This is a genomic window from Photorhabdus noenieputensis (assembly GCF_018448935.1).
Taxonomy (GTDB): Bacteria; Pseudomonadota; Gammaproteobacteria; order Enterobacterales; family Enterobacteriaceae; genus Photorhabdus; species Photorhabdus noenieputensis.
On record NZ_RCWC01000006.1, the window covers coordinates 80,356 to 92,907 of the forward strand.

General features: G+C 37.6%; 11 protein-coding genes and 2 tRNA genes. 10 read left to right on the forward strand and 3 right to left on the reverse strand.

The window, feature by feature from the left end; translation table 11 throughout:
• Positions 1–24: 24 nt before the first annotated feature.
• Complete coding sequence (locus EAE91_RS06730) at positions 25–444, reverse strand: antiterminator Q family protein (protein ID WP_214087808.1); 420 nt, start codon at positions 442–444, stop codon at positions 25–27.
• Between the two features lie 1,240 nt (positions 445–1,684).
• A tRNA-Thr gene (locus EAE91_RS06735) sits at positions 1,685–1,760 on the reverse strand.
• 601 nt (positions 1,761–2,361) lie between these two features.
• Here EAE91_RS06735 and EAE91_RS06740 point away from each other — a divergent pair.
• From EAE91_RS06740 to EAE91_RS06775, 8 genes are all read left to right on the forward strand, one after another.
• Complete coding sequence (locus tag EAE91_RS06740; RefSeq protein WP_214087809.1) at positions 2,362–2,727, forward strand: Dabb family protein; 366 nt, start codon at positions 2,362–2,364, stop codon at positions 2,725–2,727.
• Positions 2,717–3,139, forward strand: coding sequence for a DUF2000 domain-containing protein (locus tag EAE91_RS06745; protein WP_036814954.1), 423 nt, complete (start codon positions 2,717–2,719; stop codon positions 3,137–3,139). Before EAE91_RS06740 ends, EAE91_RS06745 begins: the two co-directional genes overlap by 11 nt.
• A gap of 13 nt (positions 3,140–3,152) precedes the next feature.
• Entirely contained in the window at positions 3,153–4,556 is a 1,404-nt protein-coding gene (locus EAE91_RS06750; protein ID WP_214087810.1) for a phenylacetate--CoA ligase family protein, read from the forward strand.
• Positions 4,553–5,500 (forward strand): branched-chain amino acid transaminase, encoded by a 948-nt coding sequence (locus EAE91_RS06755; RefSeq protein ID WP_214087811.1) that lies wholly within the window; start codon positions 4,553–4,555, stop codon positions 5,498–5,500. Before EAE91_RS06750 ends, EAE91_RS06755 begins: the two co-directional genes overlap by 4 nt.
• A gap of 21 nt (positions 5,501–5,521) precedes the next feature.
• Positions 5,522–6,100 carry a prephenate decarboxylase gene (locus tag EAE91_RS06760; protein ID WP_214087812.1) on the forward strand — a complete coding sequence of 193 codons (579 nt, stop codon included), beginning with the start codon at positions 5,522–5,524 and terminating at the stop codon, positions 6,098–6,100.
• 68 nt (positions 6,101–6,168) lie between these two features.
• Complete coding sequence (locus EAE91_RS06765) at positions 6,169–6,711, forward strand: carboxymuconolactone decarboxylase family protein (protein WP_214087813.1); 543 nt, start codon at positions 6,169–6,171, stop codon at positions 6,709–6,711.
• A 21-nt stretch (positions 6,712–6,732) separates the two neighbouring features.
• Positions 6,733–7,680, forward strand: coding sequence for an ornithine cyclodeaminase family protein (locus EAE91_RS06770; RefSeq protein WP_244868705.1), 948 nt, complete (start codon positions 6,733–6,735; stop codon positions 7,678–7,680).
• A gap of 265 nt (positions 7,681–7,945) precedes the next feature.
• On the forward strand, positions 7,946–8,572 hold the full coding sequence (locus EAE91_RS06775) for a LysE family translocator (protein WP_214053801.1): 627 nt from the start codon (positions 7,946–7,948) through the stop codon (positions 8,570–8,572).
• Positions 8,573–8,882: 310 nt separating this feature from the next.
• On the opposite strand, the gene EAE91_RS06780 is transcribed toward EAE91_RS06775, so the two are convergent.
• Positions 8,883–8,970: transfer RNA gene (locus tag EAE91_RS06780), tRNA-Ser, on the reverse strand.
• Positions 8,971–9,183: 213 nt separating this feature from the next.
• On the opposite strand from EAE91_RS06780, the gene rcsD reads away from it, so the two are divergent.
• Together rcsD and rcsB are read left to right on the forward strand one after the other, a co-directional pair.
• The gene (gene rcsD, locus EAE91_RS06785; RefSeq protein WP_214087814.1) at positions 9,184–11,874 is read left to right on the forward strand and encodes a phosphotransferase RcsD; all 2,691 of its coding nucleotides are present in this window, start codon (positions 9,184–9,186) and stop codon (positions 11,872–11,874) included.
• Positions 11,875–11,877: 3 nt separating this feature from the next.
• Positions 11,878–12,531, forward strand: a complete 654-nt coding sequence (gene rcsB, locus EAE91_RS06790; protein WP_214087815.1) for a response regulator transcription factor RcsB — start codon at positions 11,878–11,880, stop codon at positions 12,529–12,531.
• Positions 12,532–12,552: the final 21 nt, after the last annotated feature.

Sequence of the window (12,552 nt, forward strand, 5' to 3'; positions counted from 1 at the left end):
GGGCTTATTCGCAACTTTAACTGATTAGTACACTACCATAGCTTTTTGCGTACGCACAAGCTTTTTGTGTTTTTGTACTTCATCATCCATTTCTAACTTAATATCGAGCATAGCCAAACATCCCTGAACAAAACTTTCTCCCTTTTGCAACCGGGAACGTACTTCAATATCAGGTACTTTAATTAAACGCGCGATGGACCGTTTGGAAATCCCCAAAGCGTAGTACATAAATAAGACTTCAATTTCTTCCGACTTATCTACCGTCTGCAACTTTGCGATACAAGCATCAATGATCAAGCCATCGTTATCACAACAGGAAGGACGTAATGAATGAGTTGACGCAATCAGACCTTTAAATCCAGCAGCGATCGGTGGCCAATTAACACCTGTGGCATCATCAACCCAACCGCCCCAACACTCTAAAACTTGTTGAATATTGCGCATATATTTTGACCTTAACTTTTAGTAACAAATAGTAGTAAAAATTATTTTCATGATGGTCTCATGCATCCATGCATTCGGCATTATAACAAATTTTTCATTCTCTATTTTTGTGTTTCTCTGCTACGTAACTGCGTCGTTTAAATACATTTGTTTACTTAGTCTATTAAATACAAATAGTAAATAACCCCTATTCTGGACCAAGCTTAGTTTCAGAGGAAAACACATAAATATCGTTATTAATACGGATGGACATAAAGTGTTTCTCTTCCCCATCTACGTATTTATTATACAAATTTACAATCTTCATTTAATCCTCTAATGCACCTTACTTTAAAACGCTTAGCATCTAAAGCAACACGCATGTGCTTTATTATTTGTCAAAAGTTTTCAAGTAACATAACACCCCCCTTTTTATTTTGAGATGAAAAATGCATTAAATAAAAAATAGCACAGATTTTTTATCTCATGGATATTTGAGTGTAAAAAATATTTTGCATCAACTTTGAAACCCTTCGTAAAACGCCGATTAAGAATAGTTGCCATACCCATGCCGAAGACCACAAAAATCGGTCTGTTTACAACGTGATAGGCAACCAACCGGTGCAAATGTGAGATCTCAATAACTCTATTCCAAATATCTCCACCCGATTAGACCAGACATTTAAGACATCGACAGGATTAATGTTGCTAGTGATAAATTACCGATTATCAGGTAAATATCTACGTGAAAAATTTTAACACTGTCAGATATATCCTCTTCTGAACAATGAAATTTTTAAACTTATGCTATTCAGCAGATAGCTAGCAGAAATATTCTCCTGAGCTGAAATTGCTTTTATCCGATACGCTTTTGCAGCATCAATATCTTCTGCTATTTTCTATCCTGCCTCATCTTATTTTCAGCTCTCGCCAGACGAATAGATAGATACATGCCGTTAGCAAATACTTTTTTATGCGGGAAAATTGATACCTCAAATGCCAATATTTTTCTCTGTGAGTTTTTACAAGCGAAAATAAATCCACATTATTTAAAAGTTTAATATCCTTTATTCTTAGTTACTCTGTTTTATTCCGCGCGGTCTGACAGTAATTTGAACTATACGATAAATTCAGGTACCTATTTAAGCGGGAAATTATAATAGAAAATTGCAAAATAAACTGGAAATATAAACAGCGTCATCTGAAATGAGGCAAGAAAAAAGCCGTTACCTTCTGAAAAGATAACGGCTTCTTATTGATTTGGTGCCGGCTACCGGAATCGAACTGGTGACCTACTGATTACAAGTCAGTTGCTCTACCAACTGAGCTAAGCCGGCGTATTTCAGGGATAGCCCCTGAAAGCGAGCGCAGTATATTACAACCCAAAGCAAACAATCAAGCATAAATAATAGATTATTTAAAAATATTACCAAAACACTTATCATTAGCGACATGCTCAACAACATACCATGACTTGAAAGCCCACTGATGCAAGGCTACCACCACGAATCTTCAGAATTACCTTAATTACTTATTATGATGCAACCGACGATCTGGTTATTTTCAACCTCAAAAAAATAGCTCATTTACTGACAAATCAGAAATACCAACAGCATGCTTTATAACCGTTGCTATCTCTGTTAGAAAATAACCACTGGTCATAAAGCAACCTTGTCGTTCAAAAGCAGTGGAAAATTTAGACATTCAAGAGGTAAGCCATAATAGCTTTCTTATCATTATCTCATTGTCAGAATCACAACTTTTCCACTTTACTTTGAATTATTACCACTGGGAAATAGTTGACTGCTATAAATGCAATGTGATATTTAAATTAGACGCAAATCAAAAAAACTAAATCAGGTATGCGCTAATATTAAGTGTAAGTTAAATCATTTCTATAGGTTATTATACTCAAAATCATTAATTACGAGGTAAATTATGTTGGGCAAAAATAACTTAATTGCACATCAAGTCTTATTTACCTTCAAGGATGGAATAAGCTGGGATAGTGAAAAAGCTATATTAGCAGAGAAGGTGACTTTAAATCATATAAATGAGATAAGTGAAATAAAAGGATGGTTTTGTGGTCGCAGTACAGTAGACAGAAAACAATCAGTTGACTTTAGTTTAATTGGTTACTTTGAAAGTTACGAAGACCTGAACATATATATGCATCATCCCGATCATATAAAAGGCGTAGTGCTGTGGAAAGAAATAAGTACATGGACAGTCTCTGATATTATTATTGATGCAAATAAGTTGATAAATTTCACTCAGTTAATAGGAAAGTCGTATGGAGTTTGACGAGAACCTACATAAAAGTGTCGTCGTTATCGCTGATAGCCTGCCACTTGGGTTAGCCATGAATGCACTGAGCGTCATTAGTGTTTCAATCGGTAGAAATATTAACGGCATTGTGGGGCATGATGTCTTTAGTAAAGATAGCATTTGTTATCCCGGTGTCATTAAAACGCCTTTGCCTATTTTGAAAGCAAGCCATGATGTACTGGATGCTATTCATAATGAATTAAAATCTAACGATAATTTTAAACTGAGTCCCTTTTCCTGTTTAGCACAATCATGCAGAACATATGAGGAATACGAAGGAAAATTATCTGCTGAGCATTCCGATGAATTGAAGTTATCCGGAATTGGCATAGTTGGACCAAAGAAAGATATCAATAAACTCACTGGCAACTTACCACTTTATAAATAACCAGGTAGCATATATGTATTCCATTTTTAGAACCGATCTTCATGAGTTAGGGGTGAAGTACCTTACCGAACTAAAAAGATATATGTCCGGCGAGATAGATATCCCCGCATTGGAAAAAATACAATATGGAAAATTGAAAGAAATCATAAACTATACGAAGAAGGGTTCAACTTTCTACCAAGATCGTCTAAACGCAATAAACCCAAGTGATGATGATAATTTATCCTCACTTGTTGAAAAACTGCCCTTTACCACAAAATTAGACTTAAGTAAGGCAGGAAATACGATATCTTCCGATAGCCTGAGTAATGCTTGGATATATTATGAAACCACAGGGACAACTGGGCCATCCACGCCCTGTCCTCGCAATGAAACAGATTCTTTAGTCAATAATAGCTTCCTGACCTTGCAATATGAGTCTATTTTTAACCAGGAAGGTAAACAACACATTATTGGCGTGATGGGTCCAACGGAATTGCACTCTACTGGCGACACCTTTGAAGATGTATTTCGCAGTTTAGGGCATACCGTTATCAAAATGTGGCCTCGTTCGCCCGTTGTTGGCATGCACAGAGTTCTCAGGCTGATACAAGACCTGAAAATAACCGCTTTAGTTTGCACACCTGCGGTCGCTGCTGAGTTGCTAAAATATTGCCGGAACAATGCATGTGATGCAAAAGAATTAGGTATCGAGATCATTTTAGTCCTTGGCGAACTTATTACGCCAAATAGATTAACAAACTTATCTCGGAATTGGGGCGCTAAAATTTACAACTGTATGTATGCCTCCCAAGAAACATCAATTCTGGCAGCTTGTAACGACACCAATAAGCTTATTACTATCCCATACAACAATTACTACGAACTCATTTGCCCTTTTACTCAACAAAAACTCAATGTTGGTGATAATCACGTTGCTGGTGAATTAGTGATTACCCATTTATATAAAGGGAATAAACCTCTGATTCGATACAAAACGGGGGATATGGTTCGGTGTAAAGCAATAGGCTTAAATCAATGGGAAATAGAACCCATCGGCAGAGTAAAAGATGTATTAGTATTAAACAATGCTAATGTCTATGCTTTTGATATTGAAAATGCCATCTTTGAAGAACTCGAATATTGTTTTGAATATTTTATTGAAATCAACAATACAGCCGGTACAGATGAGCTTAAGATCACTTTAGAGCCATGTGACGAATTAAATAATGCGTCACTCATTAGCAAGATAAAACAAAAAATGGAATCCAAATTCAATATGAACGTCGACATCCATGTAGGAGATGTCGGTGGACTTATTGGAACCGCGGCAATGGTAAGCTGGAAAGCTGCACGTATCCATGATCTGAGAGATGATACCAACAATATTGAACGAAATTCAGCTTTAGAGATTATGAACAAGAGGGCCAATAAATGACAAACAATATCGTTAGCCCAGTGAATAAAGATTGGATCGTATTTCTAGACGGGGAATATCTCAATTTTAGCAATGCGACCTTTCTTGCCAATACCCAAGCTTTAAATTATGGCACCGGTATATTTGAAGGAATCCGAGCTTATTGGGATCAAGACAATAACCAACTGAATCTATTTAGAGTGCATGAGCACTATGAACGGTTAATTCAATCAGCTAAAACATTAAAAATTGAATTACCCTATACTAGTCAGGAGTTAATCGACATTACTAAAAACATCATTATTAAAAATGGCTTCAAACAAGACATTTATATCAGGCCATTAGCGCTTAAAAAGTCGTTAATGCCGGGTGAAAAATTTGGCGTTAAGCTAAGCGGTGTAAATTCAACCCTCTGTATTAACGCTTTACCTATGGGCGCTTACACGAAAAAAACAGATTTTAAATGCCTTATTTCAAAATGGCGACGTGTATCAAATGCGGCAATTCCATCATCGGCCAAAATTACCGGCACTTATGTTAATTCCGCACTTGCTCATGAAGATGCCAAAGAAAATGGATTTGATGATGCTATCATGTTGAATGAACAAGGCATGTGTGCAGAAGCAAGTACATCAAATGTTTTTATTGTTAAGGATAATTGCGTTATTACACCATCACTTAGCGCTGGCATACTCAATGGAATAACCAGACAATCTATTTTCGATATTTGTAAATTCCGCAATATTTCCTGCATTGAGTCAGAAATTCAACAAAAGGATCTCTATGAAGCAGATGCCTGCTTTTTAACAGGTACCGGCCTTGAAATATCAATTGTTTCGCAAATAGACGATGTGTCATATAGACAAAAAGAAGACTCTATAGCCAATGTTATTGCCCAAGATTATCAAGAAATAATCAGAGGCAGAATAGATAAATTCTCACATTGGTTAAATCCGGTTTATTAGTGTAATTCCAGGAGAGACATCATGGAATGTGTTTTTTTTAGTTTCTACAAAGATACATTTGATGTTCTAAATATTGCTACCTTAGGCCCGTCAGGCACAAGTAGTGAACAATCCGCTATTCGTTTTGGTGAATTTGCTATTAAAAATAACGTCGCCAGAAGTTACCAGATTGTTTTGTGTAATACTTATGAAGAAGCAAGTAATCAAATTATTTTAAATAACTGTCAGGCATTGGTGGTAGCCAATGCTTATTACAATATCAGTGAGTTTTATATGGATAACAGGTTTAACTTGTCATCCGCATTTTTAAACTACACGCCTAATTACGGTATCGCTATTCGTGATGAATTAACTACAGATAATATCGTCATTGCAACTCATCCGGCACCAAAGGCTTTAATCCCAGAGTTGTTGCCTGATAATCTAAGAATTGCAGATATCATTTTTAAAGACTCAACCAGTTCAGCGGCAAAAGCAGTCGCCAATTCAGAGGTAGATGCCGCACTCACGACCGAAGTGGCGGCAAAATTACACAATTTAAAATTTATTTCTCATATTCGACCAATTCAAATGCTTTGGTCAGTATTTACAGCCGCATAAAAGCTAATATTGCTTTAAAATAGGCAAATATATAGATCTTTTTAAAATTTCAATATACAGAGGTTATTATGTCTTTACTTACGCTACACACCATTACTACCACACCTGAAAAAAGTAAAAAATTACTTCAAAGTTCTATTAATGACTTCGGCTGGGTACCTAACCAAAGTGGTTATATGTCAGAATCCCCTTCACTATTAGCCGCTTATCAACGAGCACACGACCTATTTATTGATAGTTCATTGAATGAAGAGGAAAAAGCTGTAGTGTGGATTACAACCGGCATAGAAAATGGTTGTAATTATACAATTCAAGCACACGCTTTTATTGCAATTCATAATGGTGTAGACAAAAAAACGGTTAAAGCATTGATTGAAAAAACCGACGATCTCTCCCCACGATTATTGGCACTGCGTGAATTTACCACAGAGGTTATTTACTGCCGGGGGCAATTGAAAAGAAATGTTATTGATCTATTTTTAAGCCGTGGTTTCAGCAAACAAAGTATGTTGGACGTTGTGTTAGGCGTTTCTCAAAAGAATATGTCTACAATTCTCAATAGTATTGCCGGAACTGAAATTGATGATAAATTCAAGCTGGGCGACCTTTAACTGATATTGAAAGGCATCAATATGCTTTATGTCGATAAAGAAACCGTTGCACGTTATTTGACGATGGAACTTAGTCTTAAGCTAAGTGAAATAGCATTTAAATTGCAATCGGAGAGAAAAGTAGAACAACCTTTACGCAATATCGTTAAAGGAGAAGACGGCTTAATGGGCACCATGCCGATTTATATTAAGGAAGGGCCATACAAAGGGTTTGGGCTAAAATCGGTGGTAGTGAGGTTTCAAAGCAACAGCGATAAACCTTCACACATCGGTAGTGTGTTAGTTTACGACGAACCGGGAGTTTCAGGGATTGCAGCGGTAGATGCCGGCGCTATCACAGAAATTCGCACAGCCGCCGCCTCTGCCTATGCAACCCATCTGCTTGCCGCAAAGGATGCCAGCCGGTTGGCGATACTTGGCACTGGCTTACAAGCAAAAGCACATCTGCAAGCCATGTTATATGTACGCCCGATTAAAGAAGTCACTTTATGGGGTCGTAATGCAGAAAGATGCCGTGAATTTGCCTCATGGTGTGATAAAACACTCAATCTTCCCATTTCGATCAAAGCCTCACCTGCTGAGGCTGTACTCAATAGTGACATCATTTGCACAACCACAGCATCGCGTGCCCCTATACTCAATAGAAAAGAGTTACCGGTTAAATGTCATGTCAATGCCATTGGCGCTTCGGCCTTGGGGTTTCAAGAACTTAGCGAAGATATGTATAGCAATACAACCCTATTTACTGATTCCAATGAATCAGTACTTGCCGCCTCTCAATCTGTTATTAAGGCAAGGGAGAAAGGTATTATTAACGGGTCAGATATTGGGATAGAAATTGGTACCGTTTCTCAATCTCATTCCAATTTGTGCGATCAGGGTGTGACTATCTTTCAATCCGTTGGTTTGGCTGTTCAAGATATGGTATTTTCTCGGGAAGTCATTCGACAACTAATAAAAATGTCTTAACTGTTTTGAATGAAAATATGCCAGACTTAAGACGTTCAGCATTAGAAAAATGTCGTTATTGTCTATACCCTATGGATTTCAAGATGCATCGCGACGGCAAGGGAGTGAATTCCCGGGAGCATAGATAACTATGTGACCGAGTGCAGCCAACAAAGAGGCAACTTGAAAGATAACGGGTATATAAAGAGTCCTTACTTGTCACTTGCATACGCAAGTGACATTTTTATGTTCTGTTACTTCAAAGTGTTATTTTGAGAGGAAAGATATGCTGGAAGTGTCACAAATAGTAACCTATACAGCGGCATTGACTGTTGCTGCGGCGATACCAGGCCCGGGAATGGCAGCATTGGTTGCCAGAAGTGTGAGTAGTGGCGCATTAGCGGGATTTAGTGTGTTGTTTGGCCTGATTATTGGTGATCTAACTTATTTGTCCTTTGCTGTTTTTGGCTTGTCTATTATCGCGCACAGTTTTGACACCTTATTTGCTGTGGTGAGATGGGGTGCCGCATTGTATTTGGGTTATCTGGCGTGGCAGTTCTGGTTTGCCGATCATCAATCCATTGGTGAAGACCAACCGATTAAGAAAAAAGAGTTGGCTGCGGCCTGGCTATCTGGTCTCACTCTAACGTTAAGTAACCCCAAAACAATTGCCTTCTATCTCGCACTATTACCCTTGGTCATTAACATGGAATCTATCTCGTTGCAAAACTGGGGACTCATGTTAGTACCACTGACAGTTCTTGTCTTATTCAGCGTAGGGGCTGTATTTATTCTCGGCGCTCTCAGTATTCGACATCTGTTATCAAGCCAACGAGCACAACGGATTTTATTTAAAGGCGCGGCTGTCATTATGTTCGTAACCGCTGTAACTATGCTGTTCAAATCCAATTAAAAAAGTTTAATTTCTTATCATTTCCACGGTTTTATTGAACAAGAATCCGTCCTGAAAAACCATTCTTGTCAATAAATCGTGGATACACCATAAATTACGGACACAACTCGCCCCCAGAAACCACTGTACACACTTTTATTCATTGGAAATTGATAGATTTCAGGTCAACCGGGCTGCGAGCTTTCATTCCCATCATTTGCCGCTCAATAGACGATAACCATCTTATTGTTATGAAAATGGATTAATTATTATCTGAATGGTATATACAAATGAAAAAACCCCACGCACTTCTGTGCGTAGGGTCACTATTTGGCGGAAGGATAGAGATTCGAACTCTAGGATGGTTTCCCATCGGCGGTTTTCAAGACCGCTGCCTTCGACCGCTCGGCCATCCTTCCTTGGCGCAGGATTATGCTCTTAACACGATAATATGTCTAGTCTCTATCGTAAAAATTATGTGATTTTTTTACTGTTCGCTCAATCCTCAATCTATAATATCCTTTCCAGCCCCGATCCTGCTAAAATTAGCCTAAATAGATCGAATCATAAGATTCACCAATTTAACGAGCTCGCTAAACAGCCAAGCAATTATTAAGGCTTTTACTCAACGAATGTATAACAAACAATTTTCTATTAATTCATCAACCATAAACCGTTACTACGGTCTGTTCATTATTCTGCTTTTTGTTTCTCTGTTTTTATACAGTTATAACTACTTCAATGCCTGGCTAATGGGGAAAAAGTATGCGCTAAATGGTGTTGCAACCAAAATAGTATTACAGATAGAAGATTATCGTTACCACGCTAACTCTATCTTTAAACAAGCCAATAGTTCATCTTTTAGACCACAAGAATTCGTCACACCGATGAAGTTACGACCTGATGTTTACTGGCTTGAGAACCGTTATCAAACTATCGACACGATTATTTTTGGTCACCATAGCGCTGCAAGTGTAGAGTTGGCACAACGCCTCTCCAATTATATGGAAATTTTGTGGGGCACTCGCAATGAATACAACTCCATGTACTATCTGAATGGTAAAGACAACAGTCTGTTTCTGATAACAACTCACTCTATTCTTAAACCAGAACTGCGATTTAAAGAAAGTTATTTAACACTTACTGCCGAATCAAAACGTTCAGAAATGCTGATGCAATCCACCGCGTTAGATGAACGGGAAAATATTTCATCAATCCGTAAGTTAAATGGCGCAAATATCTATTTTTATACTTACCGGGCAACATTCAATTCACCGGGTCAATTGGCGACAGTTATCGCTTTCGATTTACCTATTTGCCATCTTCTTCCTATTGATATGGCCGCAGCAAATTTCAGTTTATTGTCGGATGACGAACAACCTCTTCATGAAATCAATAAAGTTAATATCTCACAGAATGGTTTCTGGCTCGAATTTTCTCAAGCACTCAAAGGTACGCAATACAAACTGTTGTATCGAATATCACTCAAAGATTTGCTAATCGATTTGTTATACAGAAACATCTGGTTGTTACTGGCTGATTCAGTATTTATTATCCTCTCTTTAGGTGGGCTTATCTACATTCGTAGAAAATATATCGCGCCAAACGCCCTTATGAGCCACGAATTACAAGTCAAGGATGCGTTAAGTCACGATATTATCTCTAATATCCCGATTGGCCTATTGATTTACGATTTTTCGGTAAATCAGATAATTATGTGCAATAACATTGCCGATCATCTGTTGCCGAATGTCGATTTAAATAAAATTAAGATGATGGCAAAGCAACATCATGGCATCATCCAGACATCAATTGATGATTCAGTCTATGAAATTAAAATGTACAGCATTCGCCTGTTGCCGGAAACTTATCTGTTTTTACTGCAAGATAAAGATCAGGAAGCATTAATTAGCAGGCGTCTACAACTTGCTCACTTGGAACACGATAAGAGTGTACAAGCTCGGCGTTTTATGTTGACCAACATTCGTTCTGAGTTAAAACAACCAATAAAGGAATTAGATCATATCGCTTACCAACTGAAACAAATTCTCACAGAAGAAAATAGTGTGCGTATCGTCGATAATTTATTAACTAAATCCGAATATATATCCGACTGGATCGAGAATATTTCATTACTCAATGAATTAGAATCTGGTGAATGGCAAGCAAAAAATGAATCGTTTTCATTATCAATCATTTTAGAAGATATTATTAAAAAAGTGTTTCCTAAGATGAATAATAAAGGATTGAATTATTATTATCATTGTAATATTAATCCTGAATCACTATTTATTGGCGATAGCTCTGCCATCAGTAAGATCGTCCTGATGTTAGTCAATTATGCAATCACGCTCACATCTTATGGCAAAATATCTCTCATCGTTAATTATTCCCAGGAATACAAAGAGCAAATTCAAATCGAAATTATAGATACAGGGGCTGGACTTAATTCAACAGATTTAACAAATTTGAATTATCCATTTTTAAGCAAATCCACAGGTGATAAATATAAATCCAATTCAGGGCTGACCTTTTATCTATGCAACCAACTATGCAGAAAATTAAATGGTCATTTTACTATAAACAGCAAACCCAACCTGGGTACGCACTATGCTATCAGTCTACCCTTAATAATCGGCCAAGACCAATGCCCGCCGTTACTGGAAGATATTACTGCCTTGCTGGATATCAGCAATACGGAAATCCGTAAGATTGTGCAAAATCATCTGCATCATTATGGCGCTGTTTACTTCGATAAAAAGCAAGAAAATATGAATCGAGAATACGATATCATGTTGACCGATAAACCCTACGATTCGGCAAAATCGACTATATTACTGGCAGATAATCTGGCCGGTTTTGAGCAGATAAAACCTGACTATATTAGGTGTAACTACAATCTGTGTGAAGCGGTTATCAATGCCATTTCGTTATTAATTGAGAGAAGTTTCAGTTTTAACGAGTTTAATGCAAATGCGGAAATGTCAGCATTTAACGATGAAAGCAGTGATTACGATTTTGGCAATGCCATAAATAGTTATCAAAAACAGCTCATTGATAGCGATTACCGACAATTATTTGTCGAGACAGTACCGATAGATATTAATAAGCTGTATACTGATATAGAACAATATGATCTGATATCGCTTTCGCAAACAGCACATCGCCTGAAAGGCGTCTTTGCTATGTTAGACCTAGAACTCCTCAAACTTTCTTGCGAAACACTGGAACAACACATAACAGACAGTAACGAAATAGAGATTAAGAATAGCATTAGCCGTATTGAATCTTTCACCAAAAGGCTATTGCAGCAGGGTAACTAATAGATGAATAACCTTAACGTCATTATTGCTGATGATCATCCAATTGTCCTGTTTGGCATCCGCAAATCACTTGAGCGGCTTGAATGGATCAACGTTGTCGCTGAGTCGGAAGACTCGACCACATTGATCAACAATCTGTCCTGTATTAAAGCAAACGTATTGATCACTGATCTGTCCATGCCTGGCGACATATACGGCGATGGAATCAATTTGATTAAATACATCAAACGCCATTATCCCAGACTATCAATCATTGTTTTAACCATGAACAATAATCCCGCAATCTTAAGTGCCGTACTCGAACTTGATATTGAAGGCATTGTCCTAAAACAAGGAGCACCAACAGATTTACCTGATGTATTGACGGCCCTGAATCAAGGGGAAAGATTTATGCCAGACAGCGTTTCTGAGCTGTTGAAAAAAGTGACGAAAACCCCCTATGGAGATAAGCCATTATCACAAAAAGAGAGTGAAGTTATACGTCTATTTGCCCAAGGCTTTTTGGTAACCGACATTGCCAAAAAACTCAAGCGCAGTGTCAAGACTATCAGCAGTCAGAAAAAATCGGCTATGGTAAAACTGGGAGTAAATAACGATATTGCATTACTCAATTACCTTGCTTCTGTCACTATCGATACAAACGATAATGTTCAGTAGATACCATTCGTTATTTTAATA

Bases quoted from the DNA above. Each gene is read 5' to 3' on its own strand.
- rcsD (WP_214087814.1), top strand. From the start codon at position 9,184: ATGTATAACAAACAATTTTCTATTAATTCATCAACCATAAACCGTTAC.
- rcsB (WP_214087815.1), top strand. From the start codon at position 11,878: ATGAATAACCTTAACGTCATTATTGCTGATGATCATCCAATTGTCCTG.
- EAE91_RS06745 (WP_036814954.1), top strand. From the start codon at position 2,717: ATGGAGTTTGACGAGAACCTACATAAAAGTGTCGTCGTTATCGCTGAT.
- EAE91_RS06740 (WP_214087809.1), top strand. From the start codon at position 2,362: ATGTTGGGCAAAAATAACTTAATTGCACATCAAGTCTTATTTACCTTC.
- EAE91_RS06770 (WP_244868705.1), top strand. From the start codon at position 6,733: ATGCTTTATGTCGATAAAGAAACCGTTGCACGTTATTTGACGATGGAA.
- EAE91_RS06750 (WP_214087810.1), top strand. From the start codon at position 3,153: ATGTATTCCATTTTTAGAACCGATCTTCATGAGTTAGGGGTGAAGTAC.
- EAE91_RS06760 (WP_214087812.1), top strand. From the start codon at position 5,522: ATGGAATGTGTTTTTTTTAGTTTCTACAAAGATACATTTGATGTTCTA.
- EAE91_RS06765 (WP_214087813.1), top strand. From the start codon at position 6,169: ATGTCTTTACTTACGCTACACACCATTACTACCACACCTGAAAAAAGT.
- EAE91_RS06730 (WP_214087808.1), bottom strand. From the start codon at position 444: ATGCGCAATATTCAACAAGTTTTAGAGTGTTGGGGCGGTTGGGTTGAT.
- EAE91_RS06775 (WP_214053801.1), top strand. From the start codon at position 7,946: ATGCTGGAAGTGTCACAAATAGTAACCTATACAGCGGCATTGACTGTT.
- EAE91_RS06755 (WP_214087811.1), top strand. From the start codon at position 4,553: ATGACAAACAATATCGTTAGCCCAGTGAATAAAGATTGGATCGTATTT.